The sequence below is a fragment of the Streptomyces sp. NPDC058872 genome, assembly GCF_042743065.1.
In the GTDB taxonomy this organism is placed as follows: Bacteria; Actinomycetota; Actinomycetes; order Streptomycetales; family Streptomycetaceae; genus Streptomyces.
This window is the reverse complement of record NZ_JBHYMK010000007.1, coordinates 139564-157188: the sequence shown is the minus strand read 5'-3', so window position 1 is coordinate 157188 and position 17625 is coordinate 139564. Positions and strand designations below refer to the sequence as shown.

General features: G+C 71.9%; 14 protein-coding genes. 5 read left to right on the top strand and 9 right to left on the bottom strand.

Going from position 1 to position 17625, the window contains the following annotated elements; translation table 11 throughout:
• The first annotated feature begins 10 nt into the window (after window positions 1-10).
• Both ACFW22_RS06680 and ACFW22_RS06675 read left to right on the top strand, forming a co-directional pair.
• Window positions 11-1063, top strand: a complete 1053-nt coding sequence (locus ACFW22_RS06680; protein WP_386399893.1) for a DUF1996 domain-containing protein — start codon at window positions 11-13, stop codon at window positions 1061-1063.
• A gap of 232 nt (window positions 1064-1295) precedes the next feature.
• Entirely contained in the window at window positions 1296-1634 is a 339-nt protein-coding gene (locus tag ACFW22_RS06675) for a hypothetical protein (protein ID WP_386399890.1), read from the top strand.
• Window positions 1635-1753: 119 nt separating this feature from the next.
• Here ACFW22_RS06675 and ACFW22_RS06670 read toward each other — a convergent pair whose 3' ends face one another.
• The 6 genes from ACFW22_RS06670 to ACFW22_RS06645 all read right to left on the bottom strand — a co-directional run bounded on the left by ACFW22_RS06670 (window position 1754) and on the right by ACFW22_RS06645 (window position 8858).
• Window positions 1754-1963 (bottom strand): DUF2180 family protein, encoded by a 210-nt coding sequence (locus ACFW22_RS06670; protein ID WP_386399887.1) that lies wholly within the window; start codon window positions 1961-1963, stop codon window positions 1754-1756.
• An 87-nt stretch (window positions 1964-2050) separates the two neighbouring features.
• Entirely contained in the window at window positions 2051-3394 is a 1344-nt protein-coding gene (locus ACFW22_RS06665; RefSeq protein ID WP_386399884.1) for an SGNH/GDSL hydrolase family protein, read from the bottom strand.
• A 79-nt stretch (window positions 3395-3473) separates the two neighbouring features.
• Window positions 3474-3869: a PRC-barrel domain-containing protein gene (locus tag ACFW22_RS06660; protein WP_386399881.1), complete on the bottom strand. Its 396-nt coding sequence runs from the start codon at window positions 3867-3869 to the stop codon at window positions 3474-3476.
• A gap of 222 nt (window positions 3870-4091) precedes the next feature.
• Window positions 4092-4559 (bottom strand): universal stress protein, encoded by a 468-nt coding sequence (locus tag ACFW22_RS06655; RefSeq protein ID WP_386399878.1) that lies wholly within the window; start codon window positions 4557-4559, stop codon window positions 4092-4094.
• A 412-nt stretch (window positions 4560-4971) separates the two neighbouring features.
• A complete protein-coding gene (locus ACFW22_RS06650) occupies window positions 4972-5814 on the bottom strand; it encodes a hypothetical protein (protein ID WP_386399876.1) in 843 nt (280 codons plus the stop codon).
• A gap of 20 nt (window positions 5815-5834) precedes the next feature.
• Window positions 5835-8858 carry a CHAT domain-containing protein gene (locus tag ACFW22_RS06645; RefSeq protein WP_386399874.1) on the bottom strand — a complete coding sequence of 1008 codons (3024 nt, stop codon included), beginning with the start codon at window positions 8856-8858 and terminating at the stop codon, window positions 5835-5837.
• Between the two features lie 163 nt (window positions 8859-9021).
• On the opposite strand from ACFW22_RS06645, the gene ACFW22_RS06640 reads away from it, so the two are divergent.
• The 3 genes from ACFW22_RS06640 to ACFW22_RS06630 all read left to right on the top strand — a co-directional run bounded on the left by ACFW22_RS06640 (window position 9022) and on the right by ACFW22_RS06630 (window position 12870).
• Entirely contained in the window at window positions 9022-9351 is a 330-nt protein-coding gene (locus ACFW22_RS06640; protein ID WP_386399871.1) for a hypothetical protein, read from the top strand.
• Window positions 9348-10859: a CATRA conflict system CASPASE/TPR repeat-associated protein gene (locus tag ACFW22_RS06635; RefSeq protein ID WP_386399868.1), complete on the top strand. Its 1512-nt coding sequence runs from the start codon at window positions 9348-9350 to the stop codon at window positions 10857-10859. Before ACFW22_RS06640 ends, ACFW22_RS06635 begins: the two co-directional genes overlap by 4 nt.
• A 319-nt stretch (window positions 10860-11178) precedes the next feature.
• On the top strand, window positions 11179-12870 hold the full coding sequence (locus ACFW22_RS06630; protein WP_386399865.1) for a right-handed parallel beta-helix repeat-containing protein: 1692 nt from the start codon (window positions 11179-11181) through the stop codon (window positions 12868-12870).
• Between the two features lie 244 nt (window positions 12871-13114).
• Here ACFW22_RS06630 and ACFW22_RS06625 read toward each other — a convergent pair whose 3' ends face one another.
• The 3 genes from ACFW22_RS06625 to ACFW22_RS06615 are packed head-to-tail and all read right to left on the bottom strand — an operon-like array spanning window position 13115 to window position 17542.
• Window positions 13115-14548, bottom strand: a complete 1434-nt coding sequence (locus ACFW22_RS06625; protein ID WP_386399862.1) for a UDP-glucose dehydrogenase family protein — start codon at window positions 14546-14548, stop codon at window positions 13115-13117.
• A 47-nt stretch (window positions 14549-14595) separates the two neighbouring features.
• Window positions 14596-15618: a UDP-glucose 4-epimerase GalE gene (gene galE / locus ACFW22_RS06620; RefSeq protein WP_386399859.1), complete on the bottom strand. Its 1023-nt coding sequence runs from the start codon at window positions 15616-15618 to the stop codon at window positions 14596-14598.
• 34 nt (window positions 15619-15652) lie between these two features.
• Entirely contained in the window at window positions 15653-17542 is a 1890-nt protein-coding gene (locus tag ACFW22_RS06615; protein ID WP_386399856.1) for a glycosyltransferase family 2 protein, read from the bottom strand.
• Between the last annotated feature and the right edge of the window lie 83 nt (window positions 17543-17625).

The following is a 17625-nucleotide window of genomic DNA, read 5'->3' as shown; positions in this document are numbered from 1 at the left end:
GGAGAGTCCGATGAGAACACGGATCAGGACCCTGTCCGCCTTACTGCTCGCCACCGCCCTGGGCGTCTCGGCCCTGACGGTCGAGACCGTCACCGCCGCCACCCCGGACGCCGCCGCGACCACCGGCCACACGACGGCCGCCGCCCTTCCCTCCGCAGACGACCCCGACGGCGACGGCTACATCCCCGCCGTACCGCCCGTCACCGGCGTCACCCCCTCCGACGCCGTCCCACCACCCGCCTACTTCCACGAGTTCCAGGCCAACTGCGCGGTCTCCCACACCGCTCCCGACGACCCGATCGTCTTCCCCGGCCAGCCGGGCGTCTCCCACGACCACACCTTCCTGGGCAACACCACCACCGACGCCCACTCGGACACCGCCGCCCTCGTCGGCCGGCCCACCACCTGCAACGCCCCCGCCGACGCCTCCGCGTACTGGATGCCGTCGCTCTACGACGGCGATCAGAAGGTACTCCCGACCGGACCACAGGTCATCTACTACAAGTCCGGGGTCACCGACTACACGAGCGTCCGACCTTTCCCGCGGGGCCTGCGGTACGTCGTCGGCAGCCCGATGCAATCGGCGGACGAGTTCCGCGCCCACGACGGCTGGGTCGAGGGGTGGGAGTGCGGGGACAGCTACCAGAACGTGGACTTCCCCGGCCATTGCCCTGACGGCACCCAGTTGAACATCCGGATGCAGGCCCCGAGCTGCTGGGACGGCCTCCACCTGGACGCCCCCAACCACCGGAGCCACATGGCGTATCCCGTGGTCAAGCCCGGGACCAACGACGACGTCTGTCCGTCGTCGCACCCCGTCGCCGTACCGATGGTCGAGTTCAAAATGGCCTTCCCGGTCTCCGGGGACATGTCCGGGGTCAGGCTCGCCAGCGGTCGTGGTCACTCCTTCCACTACGACGTCTTCAACGCCTGGGAGGACCCCACCCTCAAGGCCCTGGTCGACCACTGCATCGTCGGTGGACTCCAGTGCGACACCCGCGGCTACGACCAGAACCACCCCGAGCGCGGCGCGGTGTTGAACGCCGACCACCGCCTCCCCTGAGGCATTCCTCCGCGCGGCCCGGGTTCCGTGCGCGGGGCCCGGGCCACACCCGGTTCCTGAGCACACCGCCGTGGAGCGCCCGGACCGCCGCCTCCCCGGGAGCGGACCCGGGAGCGGCCCCGGTAGGCTGCCGAAGGCGCCGGGACGCCCGGGCCCCACACGGTTCCAGACCCGTGTGCCGAGCCGGGCACGGGGGCGCCGCTGCGGCTGCACCGGTCCGAGGGAGGTACCCGTGACGACGTTCCGGAGTTCCCGTCCGGTCGCCTCCGCTTCGACGGAGGACCGATCGGTCGACTTCGGCCGCGCCTTGTTCGCCAGGTGTGCGGACGACCCGGTGCTGAGCGTCGTCGACCTCCCCGACGACCTCGGCGTTTGCCTCGTGCACCTCGCCCGCGGTGGCGGGAAGCTCTATGTCGCGCCCGACGAAACGGTCCTCTTCGTGGGGTCGGCGGTCGACTTCGAGGCCGGCCTGAAGGCCTTCCGGGCCGGTGTGCGCACACCGCGCGAGCAGTTCGAGACCGGTCGCGGGGGAGCGGCCGGCCGATCGGCGACAGACCGCCCCGGCCCGTGACGGGCCGGGGCGCGACTCTCCCTCCCGGCGGGAACGCGTTCGCCGCCCCGCTGAGGGGACCGTCGGCGCCGCTCGTCCCCCGAGGCCGTTCCCGAGGCCGTCACACGGCGCCTTTGGCCTCACGCGCTGTGTTCCGCCCGGTCGCACACCGGGCACAGTGCGGTTCGGGCCGGCACGCGTCCGGTGCTCCTGCCGACTCCCGATTCGTGGTGCACCTCCCGCGATGCGAACCTCACGTGGTCCGTGCACAGTCCCGCTCCACAGTCACAGCACACGGCCACGGCGGGCACGGCCCTGCCGTCCCCCGTCCGGCATTCGAAGCACTCCATCGATGCCTCCACACGGTTGTGCTCGGGCGTCTCCACCCGACTTCCGCGTACGTCCGGCACCTACCCGAAACGGCGAGGGCTACCCGCTCAGGGTGCGGTGTGCGTTCCGGCCGGGGCGGGTGACGGTTGGAGGAGGGCCCGCTGGACGGCGAGGGCGATCGCCAGCTGCCCGGTGGCCGTGGGGTGGAGCGGGGCCCGCTCGGCGGAGCCCTGCACATAGGGCTGGCCGGTGCACAGGCCGTGCCCGGTGAAGTCAGGGCGGGCGGTGGAGAATCCGGCGGCTTCGGCACCTTCCCGCAGGACGGCGTTCAGCCTCGCCAGGTACGTGCGGAGCACGCGCGCCTTGTCCGGGGTGATGCCCTCCTCACCGAGGCAGTCCGCCCGTTCGCCGAAGGGGTCGTAGTACTCGGTGACGACGACGCGGGGGGATCCGAGAAGTGCGGCGAGTCGACGCAGCAACTCGCGGTAGTCCAGGGAGAAGCGGGTGAGCTGGGCGTCGAAGAACGCGTCCGTGGCACGGTCCCCGCACTGCGGCTGGGTCGTGCACAGCCGGGTGAGCGCCGCCCATCGGACGTCATTGGCACCGATGCTGACGGTCACCGCCGACGCCCCCGGGGCCCGACGCAACTCCGACAACTGTGGCGGGACCGTCGTTCCGCCGACGGTACGGGCTTCCAGGAGACCGTCACGGATCGTGGCACCCGAGCATGCGAGGTTGAGGACCGGGCGTTCCCGCAGGCGCTCCAGGTACTCGGAGAACGCGTCCGCGCTCCGTCGGCACGCACGGTCCTCGGCCGTGGGATCCCCCAGGGGGGCGTTCCCCGCCCCGGCGGCCGTCGAATCGCCCAGCACGACCAGGTGGACGTCCCCGGCGGCAGGCCCCTCGGGCGGCGGCAGGGGCACCTGGGGAGCGCGGCCCACCAGACCCTCCAGCGAGTCGATCGAGCGCAACACCTTCGGCGTGTCCTGGGCGAGCACCAGGGAGCCGACGGCGCTGAGGCCGCTCGCCAGGGCCACCCCCGCGCAGGCCAGCGCAACGGCCGACCGGACCGGCAGGCGTCTGAGCACGGCCACGGCGACCAGGATCGCGAGTGCGACGCCCGCAGCGATCACCGTCTGCCACAAGGCGTACCGGAACCATCCTTCCGCCAGCCGTCTTCCCACCTCGGCAGTGGAGCCGCCCGGTTCCCGCACGAACTGGTCCAGCTCCGGCCCGAACGTGATCCCGGCCAGCGAGAGGCGGGGCCGGAGCGGACCGTGGAAGGCCACGGTGGTGGGAACGTCCTGACCGAAGAGGACGAGCGTCCCGGGCCCGGTCCAGTGGCCCCACGGCCCCGTGACCGAGAGGTGGACGGTCTGTCCACCGACGGAGACCCGCTGTGGCGGGGTGAGGCGCACCGCGAGCCACACGGAAAGGACCGACACCGCCACCAGCCCCAGAACACGGGCCGGGAGCACCCTCCACCGGGCCGGGTGTTCCCGCCCGTGCCCGGTGGTGACGGGCTCGTCGTCAGTCCGCCGTGCCCGCGTCGTCCACCGCGTCACTGGTGATCACGGCCGCGAAGTCCCCCACCCCGACCAGTCGTGTCCCGTGGCACGCGTCCCCGGCCGTCAGCAGTGCCAGCAGGCTCCCGTCCTCGGATCCAGACGCCGTCGCGGCACCTTCGCGCAGTGCGTCACGACCGGCGACCATGACGGCATCACGGCCGGGGGCGTGGACCGCGCTCCACGGAACCCCCTCCTCCAGGGGGCCGGACAGCACTCCCCGCCCGCTCAGCGTGAAGGCCCGGACACTGCCGGTTCCCGGATCGACGATCACATCCTTGACCTGCGCGATCGCATCGCCGTGCAGCGTCAGCACGGGACGGCCCACGACGTCTCCCGCCCGCATGGGAAAAGCGTTCATCGCTCATCGCCGCCCCGGGGGCCGATGCCGTTCATCGACGATCACTCCACCGCGCCGGCGTCTGGCCTGGGTCACGAGCGCCGACACCCCGATCACGATCAGTATGACCACGGCTATCACCAGCCATGCCCACCACTCCATGGGACACCCCTTCCAGGTCCGCCGACGGATGCCCCCCCGTGGCAACAGGGAAGCCACCGACGGGCCGGTCCGCGCCCGGCGCTACGCATCCGCCGCTTCGGAAGCCTCTTCCGGCGCGCGGAGAATCACGACGGGGCACGAAGCGTGCAGCGCGCACTGCTGGCTCACCGATCCCAGGAGCAGTCGGGCGAAGCCACCCCGTCCCCGGTTTCCCACGGCCAGCAGTTCGGCACCCTCCGATGCGGTGATCAGTGCCTGAGCGGCATTGCCCCGCACCAGGTGTTCCTCCACCGGTACGTCCGGGGCGGTGCCGAGCCCCGTACGGATCTCGCTGCTCAGCAGGGTCCGCGCCTGCTCGGCGTCAAGATCGGCATCCACCGCCGGGGCGGACCATCCGGTCGCCCCCGGCACGTCGTAGGCCGCCACCGCTTCGACGCGCGCCCCGGCCATGTGCGCGTAGTTCACGGCCCACCGCAGTGCCGCATGGGACGCGGGCGAGCCGTCGACGCCCACGACGACCCTCCTGCGAGGGCCCGCTTCGGCCTGCATGCCCGGTCACCCCTTCACCAAAGCCCACAAAAGACATCAAAAGTGTTTTCCTTATGGTTACCTACCCAGAGCGTGGCTTCATATCCGACCGGACGGTCGCGGTACCTGCCCGTCGTCGCTGATGACCGGAGTGTCGCCGTTCACGTCACGACCGGATCGGACGGCTTCCCGATCCCACGCGCGGCCACGTCATCGCCGAGCGGCCGAGGGAGCACCGGTGCTCCACTGAGCAGCGGCCGCCATCGACGGCGGCACCCGCCTGATCGTCACGACCGACCGCCCGCCGGGAACCGGAACGGCCGCAGGCCGCCCGGACGCACCGGGGACCAGGAGCCGGCAGGCCGCCCGGACGCACCGGGGACCAGGAGCCGGCAGGCCGCCGGACGCACCGGGGACCAAGGGCGGGAGGGCGTCAGGAGGACGTCTTCGCGGTCTCCCAGAGCTTGTAGGAGAAGCCCTTGAGCTCGTAGTGCATTTTCCCGAACCTTCCCTCGCTCGAAAGGAAGCAGTAGTCCCCGTAGGGCCACACGCTGTCCACGTCGCCCTTCCAGTCGCCGGGCTTCACCGTCGTGCAGTCGCCGAGGGTGGGATCGTCGGAGACCTTCGCCCACTGCGCCCCGTTGCGCGCGATGAGGGGGCTGGCCTTCCACGCCAAGTGGATGTCCGAGTCCTTGCCGCCGCCCGACCTCTTGCCCGAGTCGAAGTCGAAGTCCGTGGTTCCGGAGAAGCGCAGCAACTGGAAGCTCCCTTCGGCGCGAACGGGCTCCTGGTCCGTGTCGAGGATGGCAATGCTCGTGTCACCGGTCTCCGCAGTGATCGTGACGGTCCGTTTGCTCGGCTCGAAACTCTGCAGGGTCTGGCCGTGGGTCCGTACGTACACCTTCCGCTCGAAGGCGATGGCGAACACCTCCGACGTGGTGGCGGCACCGGTGCCCCGGGTGACGACCAGCGTCCAGTCCGCTTCCTGCCCGCCCTTCCGGGTGAGGTAGGCGTCCAGCGCCGTTGCGGTGAGATCGCCCGCGAGGCGTGCCACCCGAATGCTCCCGGCCTGGCGGATCGCGGTGCCTCCGGCCTGCGAACTCATGATCCGGGTGACGTTCACGATGACGAGGGGCGCCGCCACGCGCACCGCACCGACGCACGCCGTCAGGGACAGGGCGAGGCCGAAGACCCACGGGACCAGGAACCGCGAGGGACGGGAAAGCACTCCTCCGGCGCGGCGCGCGCGGCGACGGGAAGTCGTTGCCTTGTTCATGGGGAAGGCCTTTCAGCCGGTCAGACGCCGAGGTGGACGAAGGGGGCCCACGCCAGGGGGCCCAGGTCGACTGCGGAGCTGGCCTGCGCGTCACGCAGGCCCAGGACCGCCCGGTGGAGGGCGAGTGCCGGGGGCGCGCCGTCGGCGAGGGCGGCGTAGACCGACCGGGCCACGGTGGCGGTTTCGCTCGCGTAGACCTTCCACAGGGTGCCGATCACATGCGGGAATCCGGCCAGTTGGAAGGCGGCGGCCATGTGGAGGACCTCGTCCGGGAGGGTCGCCCCGCCCCATGCCGTCTCACATGCGGCCAGAAAGGCCAGCCGGGCCGAGACGAGGTCGGTGCGTGCGATGTCCGTGAACATCAGGCTCGTGCCGTCCGCCAGTCGGAGCGCACTCTCGGTGGGGTCGGCGGGAACGCTGCGACCGTGGCAGGCGAAGTGGGCCACCGCACGTCCCGGCAGCGTGCGCAGCACTTCCGGAGGGGTGGCCCGGTGCTCCTCCAACCGCAGCGCCCCGGGTTCCCGGAAGAGCGCGCCGGGGATGGACACCCGGCCCGTACCGCCCGCCCGTCCGGGTGCCACGAGGAGGGCGGGGCCCTCGGGCCGGGTCGCCCGGCCCAGGTCGCGCTGGAGCACGCGCAGGGTGGCCGCGTAGGAGGAGACGACCCGGTCCAGGACGGTTTCGGGCAGCTGCCCCGACGTCGTCCCCACCCCGTGGTGACCGGCTGCGTGCAACGGAAGCATGCACAGGGGGCCCGACGGGACCCAGCACACCCGTTCCGGTGCCAGCGGTGCCAACAAGTCCATCACCGGCCCGGCGAGGACGTCCCACAGCCAGCGCACGGTCCCGTCCATGACGGACAGGGACTCCGCGGACCGCTCGGTGGTCGCGCGCTGGAGGCGCAGCGCGTGGTCGTGTGCGACGTCGGGGTCCAGTTCCGGCAGGCGCAGCGGCACGGTCCCGAAGGAGGTCGTCACGAGTGCGTCACTGCGCCAGGAGGAGAGGTTCACGGCCACGACCGCGGTGGTGCCGAGCTTGGCCGCCAGGGCCTCCGGGTCGGCATGGGCCGGCGGGAGGTCGGCGGCGTGCTCGGCCAGGAGACGGGCTGCTTCCCGACGCAGCTCCCTCGGATCGTCTTCGCTCCGGTGCCGCACCGGATCCTCCGGCGCGGCCGGCGCGAGGAGTTGCGGCACGAGCGTCTGAGAAGCCGCCGACGCGGCCTCGTCGGCAAGATGGGCGGACCAGACCGCCTCGCGATAACGCGCCAGCACCGCGGCGGGCAGTCCGTCCGCCCGTGATCCCAGTCGCCACAGGGGAGCGATGAGCATGCCCCGCCCGCGGTCGAGCACCGCCAGGGCATCCCCGGGACGCCCGGCATCCAAGTGGACGGCGCACGCCTGAGCGGCGAGGCCGTCGAACCGGTCCAACTGCCCCCGGCGATCCTCCCAGCCGAGCAAGGTCGGCTCGATGAAGGCTTCCAGCAGCTCGACCGCCAGGGCCAGGAGTGCTGCGGACACGTCCGCACGGACGTACCCGTGCCCGGCGCTGCTCGCGAGATCGCCGCCCTCCCGGGCGGCCGCTGCACGCAGGAGCAACGGCCCCGGCTCGTGCCGAGCCGCCGTGCCGAAGGCGTCCAGGGCGCGATCGAGGTCCTCTTCCGCCCGCGTCACACGGAACACGGCCCGGTGCAGCCGTCCTCGCAGTCCATGTACGTCAGCGAGGGCCGGATGGTCCCCCGGAAAGACCTCCAGGGCCCGGTCGAAGGTGGCCTCCGCGGCGGCGAGGGCCGCTTCCGACGACTGGAGCGCCACGGTGAAGGGGCTCCGTGACTGCTTGTAGACGAGCACCCTCATCAGGCACAGGTTCTGCAGCGGGCCGGCCGTCAGCGCCGGTCCGTCGGCTTCGTCCACCGCCTCCTCGGCAAGGCGGACCGCCTCCCGCAGATCCTCCGTGCGCAGTTCGTCGTGCCGGTAGCGCAGGCTGAAGGCGAGCGCGAGGTTGCTCAGGTACAGCACTCGGTCCCCGGCCGCCGCACCGGTCAACGCCTCCGACAGATTGCCGATGGCCCGGTCCAGCTGTGCGCCGGCCTCCTCGTACCGGCCCTCTCGATCCTGGGTGTCAACGGCCCTGTAGAGCTCCAGCGCCACGCTGCTCCGGGCCAGCAGGTAGAGGGGACGGGCCGTGTGGCCTTCGGGAACGGCGGCCAGCGCACGGTCCGCGGCCTCCGCGGCCTCCTCCAGGTCCTGGAGGACGTTGGTCGCCCTGAAGCGCAAGGAGAGCGCGTTGCACAGGTGCAGGTACGGAGCGGCACGGGTGAGGACGTCGGGGTTCTTCGTGCGGCCTGCCGTCCGCTCGGACTCCCGTACTGCTTGCCGTGCTGCGTCAACGACCTGGTTCACGGTGTCGGAACCGCCGACCAGCGAGCCGTGCAGTTGGGCGGCGACGATCTGGGCGTTGACGATCTGGGAGGTCAGGCCGCCCCGCACGGGGTCGTCCTCGGCGACCAGGGCCAGGGCGTCGCGCAGTTGCTCCATGGCGACGTCGGCCAGGGCGGGATCACCGGTGTGGCGGGCCAGCCGGGAGGTGATGGTGCCGAGGTTGACCAGGCGCAGCACGGTGTCCGGGGGCGGGGTGCGGCCGAGCGGAACGACCAGCTCCCTCTTCAGCAGGCCCCGTATCTCGTGGAGGTGTTCCGAGCGTCCCGTCGTCTCGTACCGGGCCAGCAGGACCCCGGCGAGGACGTCGACCGCCGAAGCCCGGACGTGGGCATCGGCCCCTGTGTTCATGACGATCGGACGCAGCCGTAGTTCGGCCTGATCGAGCGCTTCGCCATGGGCGTGTCCGCGCTGATGCCCCATCAGGCAGAGGTGTCCGAGCAGGAAGCCCATCTCGTCGAGCTGAGCCGGAGTGCCGCTGAAGCGGGCCGCGCCTTCGGCGCCGAAGACCGCTCGTCGGGCCTTGCGGAAGGCCCGTACACCGCCGTCCTGCTCGTAGTGCAGGCAAAGCGTCAATGCCCGTGAGATCAACTGGTCCACCTGCGACATGAGTCCCCCGGCATGTCCCCGTGGCACCTTCGTGCGGCCGATGCAACGCGTGCATGATTACCCGGGCCGCCGCTGGGCAAACAAGCCTCTGCGCCGGTGAGTGATCGTCGCCCGTGGCGCACCGGGACGCCTCGCCAGGTGTCGGGGAGACGGGGGAGGAAGCGTGGAAGTATCCGCCGAACAGCGCGTGCAGGCGCTGCAGTTGGTGCACGACATCCGCACGGAGTGGGAGCTCGACGAGGGCACGGCCCCGCTGCTGGTCCGAGCCCTGCAGGACCTCGTGGCAGCGCTCGATGCCGACGATCGGGCGGCCTTCGGCGACGCGCTGGTCAACGTGGCCATGGCCCGTCCGGTCCTCGCGGACGGCAGGCTCCCCGAGGACGACGACGACCGTCGGGAGGACGTCCTGGTGGTGCTGACCAAGCTGGAAACCGATCTGCGGTACCCGCCTCCGCCTCCGGGACGGGCCGTCGGCACCCCGTCGACCCCGTGAGCGCCCGAGCGCCGCTCCGGCAAGCGCTGGTCGCCCGGCTGCTGCTGTCCGACGCGGCCCTGGTCGAGGGGACGCCCGCCCGTGCCCTGCTGCGGCGCTGGTGGAACGCGGCGGCATCGCTGGGCATGGTCGATCCGGTCGGCAACCGTCCGTCCGCCCTGCCGACGGCCACGGGAACGCCGCAGACGGAGCCGCAGCCCCGGCTGCTCGCAGCCGTTCAGCGCACTGGGCCTGCCGGAGCGGACGCTTATGAGATGCTCGTCGTGGTGGCCGTCCACGACATGATCGCTGTTTCGGTGCTCCTGGCTCCCAACGACGCGACCTCGGACTGGGCGGGGTTGGCGGCTCGCTGGTGGGGCACGGCCGGCCGCCTCGTACGGCCCGCGACCGGACTGCTCGGCAGCAGCGAGCAACTGCTGGCCGAACTTCCCCCCGCCGCGGCGACCCTCGACGCAGACGCGGTGACGTCCTGGCTGATGCCCGCGGTTCCGGCGCCCACCCCGAAGGAGCCCTCCGTCACCGTCGGCAAGGGCGGCGCGATCCGCCTCTGGGAGCTGTCGGTGAGCCGCGATTGGTGGACGGGACACCGTCGGCAACTGGCGGTGGCGGCCGAAGCGGACGCCGAGGCCTTGAGCCTGTGGTCCTGGCAAGGCGTGCGGGCGGGCGCACCCGCGGCGACCGTCCACCTGCTGATGGCGGCCCGGATCCGGCAGCACTGCGACGAGTTGCGCATCACGACCGCACCGCTGTGGGACCTGGCGGACCGGGTCGGACGGGCATGCCGGGAGGTGGCCGTGGTCGACGACACGGCGCGGGACGGCCGGGGAGTGCCCGCGGCCCACGTCAGGCTGCACGACCTGGAGACCGCGTTGGCTTCGCTCGAGACCGTCCGCCAGGAGGTGGCCATGGCCGTCCTCCGGCTGAGGCGCCTCGACCTGGACGTGGCGGGTGCCGAGGAAACCCTGCACCTGTTGGGCGGGGAAGAGGCCGAACTCGCCGCGCCGGAACTGCGACGGGTGCGCTGGGCCCGGGCACAGAACCGGACCCTTGCCGAGGTGCTGGCGCTTGCGGACGGCCGGGCCGATGCGGTCGCACGTCGATCGGCCGCGACGGCGGACCGACTGACCCGGACCCGTCGCGACCGACTGACTCTCAGTCAGACATCGATCCTCGGTTCGCTCCTCATGATGTTGGCGGCGATCCAGAGCCTGAACTACGAGGTGCCGCTGCCCGGGCCGGTGCAGCCCAGCTTCATCGCCTTCTTGACCTCGCTGGCCCTGGTGCTCCCCTGGCTCGCGCAGCCCCGTCGTGACGCGGTTGCGCTCCGGGCCTTCGGCCGGGGCTTCGACCTGTTCCTCTTCGCCGCGCTGGGCGCCGGCGCGGGCTGGTTGCTGGCCTCGTCCATGACGTTCTGGCTCGCCTCCTCCCTTCCGGTGCCGTTCGTCGTGGTCGTCTGCGCCCTCGTGGCCGTCGGCGCCCGGGCGTGGGCCTTCCGCGGCCAGACGTAGCCCGTGCGTCCTCGCGGCTGCGGACCTTCGCGCGCCGACGCCCACTGCAACGGGCGGGGCGACCGGGCGCCCGGGGGCTGACGTCGTGCGGAACGGTCCGACGGAACCGTCTCCAAAAGCCCGTCCACGGCCGCCCGGCCGTCGCCGCCTGCCGCGTCCGGAAGACCCGGTGCCCTGAAGGGGCCCGCCGCCCCCGAGCCGTGATTCGCTGCACGTGACTCGGATGCCGCACTCCCCTCGGCGTTTTCCGTGTCGCTTTTCTGGCACTCTGCTAGCCCATGTGCTGGATGTGGCACCAAGACGTCCCCGAGGGGTGTGCGTGAACGCGGTGAAGCGGAGCCGGACGACGAGGGCCGCGATGGGAATCCCGGCCATGGTGCTCCTCCTGCTCACGGGATGCGACGTGCCGGGGGTCTACCGGCCCGCCCGCCCCGCGAGCGGTGGCCCGTTCACCTTCTACGTGAGCCCGGACGGCGACGACACGAACGACGGCATGTCGCCGGAGAAGCCCTGGCGGACCCTCGACCACGCGAACACCGCGAGCTTCCGACCCGGCGACAGGCTCCGGCTCAAGGGCGGCGAACGGTTCCGCGGCACCATCACCTTGGAGGAGGGCGAGGCGGGCAGTGCGGCACGGCCCGTCGTCATCGATTCCTACGGCACGGGCCGGGCCACGATCGCGCCCCGCGGCGCCTCCGGCATCACCGTGCACGACACCGCGGGCGTGGAGATCAGGAACATCACGCTGGTCGGCGACGACAAGGCGCTGCACGAAGGGGTCGGGGTCGCCTTCCGGGCCACCCGCCCCGGGGAACGGAAGCTCACCCACGTCAGGATCGCGAACGTGGAAGCGCGGGGCTTCCAGAACGGGATCAGCGTCGGCACGGACGGAGACGCCGTCACGGGCTACGAGGACGTGCACATCAACGACGTCTCCGTGCACCACAACCTGGAGGCCGGACTCGTCTTCTACGGACCCCGGTTCGATGCGGGCAACCCGACCTATGCGCACTCCGGGCTGCGGATCGAGCGGGTCACGGCGTACTCCAACACCGGCGACCCGGACAGCGACGGGCGGAACACCGGCAGCGGGATCGCCCTCGGCAGCGTCCGGGACGCGAGGGTGACGCGCTCGGTGGCCCATGACAACGGTGCGCGCTCCGCAGTCGACGCCAAAGAGGGGCCCGAAGGCATCTGGGCGTACGACTCCACCGGCGTGGTCCTGGAGAACAACCGCTCCTACCGCAACCGGACCGGGTCCCGAGTGGACGGCGGCGGCTTCGGCCTCGACAACAACGTGTCCCACTCGGTCATGCAGTACAACCTCGCCTACGGCAACGACGGGCCGGGATTCCTCGTCTACTCCGGCCAGGCGACCGGCGCCCACCGGGACAACGTCGTCCGTTTCAACATGAGTTGGGACGACGCGCGAAAGCTTCCCGAGTACGGCGGCATCGTCGCCTACGGCTCCCGAATGGAGAACCTGGACGTCCACAACAACACGGTCGTGATGCGCACGCGGGACCTCGCCTCTGCGGAGGCGGCGGGAAACCGCCCCCCGGCACTACGACTGCGCGACGGCATGAAGGGGGTCAGCGTCCACGACAACATCCTCACCACCGACGGCGGTCCCCTGATCGACGCCGAGTCCTCGTACCTCCCCGACACGCACCGGTTGCGGGGCAACGTCTACTACAGCGCGGGCCCCTGGTCGCTGGACTGGGGAGGTCGGCGCTTCACCGACCTCGCCGGCTGGCGCACCGCATCCGGCCAGGAGCTCCTCGACGGTGAGCCGACCGGTACCGGAGAGGACCCCTGCCTGCGAGCCCTGACCGTACCCGTCACCGATCCGGCCGGAGCGGAGAACCTCGTGCCGCGCTGTGAGGACGAGGCGTCCATGAGCATGGGGCCGCAGGCCGCGGGCGCCGACGTGGGCCCCGTTGACTACTTCGGCAACCGGATCCCGGACGTCCTGCGGCCCGGCGCCGCACAGCCGCGCACCACCCGCTGATGCGGCGGGGCAAGGGGGTGTTCGTCACTCCCGTTTCCGCTGGTCCGGGTGGTCAGGGCGGAGATGCTGCGCCACCAGGGGGCCTTGCCGTAAGTGCCCTGGTGCGCCACGGGTCGACGGTGGCAGGGAGGAACCGAATCCTCCCTGCCACCGTCGTGGCCTTCGTCGTGCCGGGAGCCACGTCCGCCGTCCAGGGGCCGCCGGGGCGCGACCGTCGAGGAACGGCCCGCTTTCCCGGCAGACCCTAGACGCCGGTCGACAGCGTCGAGGGCCGGGCCACGGCGCGGTCCGTCTCGGCGTCCGGCGGGCCGATCACGGTGCGCAGCGGCTCCCCGCCCCGGGCTACCGGCTGGCGGTCCGGCGGTGCGGGGCGCCCGAGCGCCCTGACGGTCCAACCGGCGGCCCGCCACTCGTCGTGCGGCAGCGCATTGCGGGCGTCGACGAGGACCGGCTCGCGGACCACCCGGGCCAGCTTCACCGGGTCCAGTTCGCGGTACTGCCCCCACTCGGTGAGGTGCAGGACGAGTTCCGCTCCCCGGCACGCCGTCAGGAGGTCGGCTTCGCAGCGCAGCTCCGGATGTGCGCGCCGCGCGTTCGCGATGCCCTCCGGGTCGTGCACCCGGACGTCCGCCCCCTGTCGGCGGAGTGCCGCCGCCACCGCCAGCGAGGGCGAGTCGCGCACGTCGTCGCTGTTCGGCTTGAAGGCGGCACCCAGCACGGTCACCCGGCGGTCGGCGAGGTCGCCCCCGACCAGCTGACGGGCGAGGGTCACGGTCCGCGTCCGCTGTCGTTCGTTGATCTCGTCGACCTGGTTCAGGAAGGCCACCGCGTGGCCGACTCCGAGCTCCTGGGCGCGGGCGGTGAACGCCCGGATGTCCTTGGGCAGGCAGCCGCCGCCGAAGCCGAGACCGGCGTTGAGGAACCGCCGCCCGATCCGGGTGTCGTGGCCGAGGGCGTCGGCGAGGGTGACCACGTCCGCGCCCGCGGCGTCGCAGACCTCGGCCATCGCGTTGATGAAGGAGATCTTCGTGGCGAGGAAGGAGTTGGCCGCGGTCTTCACGAGTTCGGCCGTGCTCGGATCGGTGCCGATGTAGGGGACGCCTGCGTCCAGCATCGGGGCGTACAGCCGGCGCAGCACCTCGTCCGCCTGCCGGCTGGTGGTGCCGGCGACGATCCGGTCCGGCCGCAGGGTGTCCTCGACCGCGAAGCCCTCCCGCAGGAACTCGGGGTTCCATGCCGTTGCGACCCGTACGCCCGTCGGGGCGAGCCCCGCGATGCGGGCGGTCAGGCGCGCGGTGGTGCCCACCGGGACGGTCGACTTGCCGACGACCAGGCACGGGGCGGACAGGTGCGGCACGAGCCCGTCGACGACGGCGTCGACGTACCGCAGGTCGGCCGCGCGGGAGCCGGCCTGCTGCGGCGTGCCCACGCAGATGAAGTGGACCTTGCCGTGCGCCGCGGCCCCGCGCAGGTCGGTGCCGAAGCGCAGGCGCCCGGAGGCGAGGGCCCGGGTGAGGACTTCGTCGAAGCCGGGTTCGTAGAAGGGGGGCCTGCCTTCGGCGAGGGCCGCGACCTTCTCGGCGTCGACGTCGACGCCGAGGACGTCGTGCCCGATGTCGGCCATGCACGCGGCGTGCACGGCTCCGAGGTAGCCCGTTCCGATGACGGTCAACCGCATGCGGTGCTCTCCTGTTCTGACTGCGGAGGTGGGGTGTGCGCGACGGGTCAGGGCGCGTAGCCGTACGGGTTCTGCTGCTGGAAGGTCCAGGCGTCACGGCACATCGCGGCCAGGTCGTGCCGTGCGGACCAGTTCCAGGCCGAGGCGACCTTCGAGGGGTCGGCGACGAGTTCGGCGACGTCTCCGGGGCGGCGTTCGACGATGCGGTGCGGGATCGGCCGTCCGGTCACCTCCTCGAAGGTGCGGACGAGCTCCAGGACGGAGGCGCCGCGGCCGGTGCCGAGGTTGAAGATCCGCATGCCCGGCTCGTCGTCCATGTGGTCCAGGGCGGTGCAGTGCCCCTCGGCCACGTCGACGACGTGGACGTAGTCGCGGATCCCGGTGCCGTCGGGGGTGGGGAAGTCGTCGCCGAAGACGCCGAGTTCGTCGCGGCGGCCCACCGCGGTCTGGGTGAGGAACGGCATGATGTTGTTCGGCACGCCGCTCGGATCCTCACCGAGGAGTCCGGTGGGGTGGGCGCCTGCCGGGTTGAAGTACCGCAGGGCCAGCACCCGCAGCTCGGGCAGGTGCCGGCAGACGTCCGCGAGGATCTGCTCGCAGGTCCACTTGGTGGTCGCGTACGGGTTGGTCGGTGCCGGAGGCGACTCCTCGGTCAGCGGGACGGTCGTGGCGTCGCCGTAGATCGAGCAGGAGGAGGAGAAGACCAGCCGGTGCACGCCGTGGTCGTGCATGGCCGAGACCAGGGCCGTGGTGCCGCCGACATTGATGTCGTAGTACGCGAGCGGGATCCGCACCGACTCGCCGACGGCCTTCTTGGCGGCGAAGTGGATCACTGCGTCGATCGGGTGGTCCTGGAAGACGGCGTCCAGTGCCCGCCGGTCGCGCACGTCCGCGACGTGGGCCGCCGCGACGGGGCGGCCCGCGGTCTTGGCGACCCGTTCGAGGACTTCGGGCGAGCTGTTGGAGTGGTCGTCGAGCACGACGACCTCGTGGCCGGCGCGGAGCAGTTCGACGCAGGTGTGGCTGCCGATGAAACCGGCGCCGCCGGTCACCAGGACGGTCTGGGGCACGGGAACCTCTTTTCTCGATCGGTCGCAGGGACCGTCACCAGGCGTAGAAACCGGTGAGGTAGGTGGGGAAGACGGCGAGCGCGAATCCCAGCGGGAACAGCGACAGCAGGCCCGCGAGGAGCGGCAGGGCGGCCGTGCGCAGCGTCCGGACGGCGGGGACGCCGGTGGCCCGCGCGGTCTCCTTGACGTGCAGCGCACCGATCGCGAGCGTCACGGCGGCGTACGAGGCGGAGCCGAGGAGACAGAGGAAGACGTAGCCGACGGCAGGACCGGTGAACTGGCCGACGAGGGCCGCACCCGAGAGGAAGGTCGTGATCAGCAGGTACGGGGCGACGGCGCGCAGGGGAAGGGGTTCCAGCCCGTCGCGCCCCTTCGGAGTGACCTTGAAGGTGATCGGGCGGGGCCGCAGCTTCTGGGCCACCGCGGCCAGCACGCCCCAGGCCACGTACGGCCACCGGGAGAGCCCGAAGAGCCAGATCTCCCAGCTGAAGACGGGGGAGTCCTTGGGGCGCAACAGGCCCCGTCGGCGGCAGAGCAGTGTGAGCAGGACCAACCAGACGGACATGCTCCAGAAGTGCGCCAGGAACGCGAAGTAGTTGACGTCGATCCAGGGAGCGCCGGTGACCGCGGCGATCGGCGGCAGCAGGATGCCCATGATCGTCGCTCCGGCGAGCAGCGGGTAGTACATCAGGGCCGCGGCGAAGCGCATCCGGAGCTTCAGCGGCATCCGGCCCAGATGGCGCGGCAGCATGCCCAGGAGCATGACGGCCAGGCTGCGGGACCACTGGAACTCCTGGGTGACCATGGCGCCGAAGGTGAGGGGGCCTTCGCCGTGGGCGTCGGCGTCGATGGCGAACGAGCCCTGCCAGCCGGCCGAGGTCAGCAGGAACGAGGTGGAGAAGTCCTCGGCGAGCTCGGGGCCCAGACCGCCGATGTCCCGCAGCGCCTTCGTCCGGACGGCGTAGTGCGAGCCGATGCACACCGGGGCCAGACCTGCGGAGTGGCCCAGCTGCACCGGCCCGTGGAACATGGCCTCGCGGTGCAACCGACCGCGTGCCGCCCAGGACTCGTCGGCATTGGAGTCGCAGACGCTGGGTGCCGCGACGTAACCGACGGCGGGGTCGGAGAAGGGGCGGACGACCTCGGTGAGGTACCCGGGTCCGGGGACGTGGTCGCAGTCGAGCTGGGCGACCACGTCGTACCGGTCGTAGCCCCAGTGGTCGTAGAAGAAGGCCAGGTTGCCCTCCTTGCAGCGCGTGCGCCGGGGCCAGTCGGCCCGGTGGTAGTCGGCGCGGCCGCGGCGGCAGGAGACGTTCACGTCATGGGTGCGGCACCAGTGGAGGATCTCCTCGCCGGGGTCCTCGTCGCAGAGCCAGACGTCGTAGGGGTGGGGGAAGTCCTGGGCGAGCATCGCCTCCAGGGTGCGCCGGGCGACGTCCCAGCCCTCGGACGGGGCGCGGGTGACCACGAACGCGGTGCGGAGCCCGGGCACCGGGACGGTCGGGTCGAAGCGGCGCATCCGCAGCAGCGCCACGAGGAAGTGCAGGGGGAGGTAGGTCAGGTACAGCAGGAGGGCGCTGTTGATGATCAGGCCCGTCCAGCCGATGCGGTGGGAGGGTTCGAGCCACCAGGCCCAGAACCAGACCAGGCAGGCCACCCAGCCGAGGGACAGCAGCGCGACCAGGAAACGGTCGGTGCGGGAGAACGCCCGGACGAAGCTGGAGGGGAGGGCGGTGAGCCCGTGCGCCGGATGGGCGAGTACGGGCCCGTCCGGACCGATGGAGGCCACCGCACCGTCGGACAGGGAACGGATCTCCGCACCCAGGGCCTCCCACTCCTCCGGAGAGCCGGGGGCCGGAGAGGGGAGCGGGGGTTCCTCGGCGGTGTCGGTTCCGTGGACGGGACCGTGCTCCAACGACGTCATGGCGGCAGGTTCTCCAGGCGGTGCGGCAGGGTGGGCCGGACGGCGGGGCCCGGTGGAGAGGGGCGGGTGGGCGTGGCCGCGGC

What these genes read in the sequence shown, in the direction of transcription:
- ACFW22_RS06680 (WP_386399893.1), top strand. Translation starts at nt 11, where the DNA reads ATGAGAACACGGATCAGGACCCTGTCCGCCTTACTGCTCGCCACCGCC.
- ACFW22_RS06670 (WP_386399887.1), bottom strand. Translation starts at nt 1,963, where the DNA reads ATGGAGTGCTTCGAATGCCGGACGGGGGACGGCAGGGCCGTGCCCGCC.
- ACFW22_RS06660 (WP_386399881.1), bottom strand. Translation starts at nt 3,869, where the DNA reads ATGAACGCTTTTCCCATGCGGGCGGGAGACGTCGTGGGCCGTCCCGTG.
- ACFW22_RS06655 (WP_386399878.1), bottom strand. Translation starts at nt 4,559, where the DNA reads ATGCAGGCCGAAGCGGGCCCTCGCAGGAGGGTCGTCGTGGGCGTCGAC.
- ACFW22_RS06650 (WP_386399876.1), bottom strand. Translation starts at nt 5,814, where the DNA reads ATGAACAAGGCAACGACTTCCCGTCGCCGCGCGCGCCGCGCCGGAGGA.
- ACFW22_RS06645 (WP_386399874.1), bottom strand. Translation starts at nt 8,858, where the DNA reads ATGTCGCAGGTGGACCAGTTGATCTCACGGGCATTGACGCTTTGCCTG.
- ACFW22_RS06625 (WP_386399862.1), bottom strand. Translation starts at nt 14,548, where the DNA reads ATGCGGTTGACCGTCATCGGAACGGGCTACCTCGGAGCCGTGCACGCC.
- ACFW22_RS06615 (WP_386399856.1), bottom strand. Translation starts at nt 17,542, where the DNA reads ATGACGTCGTTGGAGCACGGTCCCGTCCACGGAACCGACACCGCCGAG.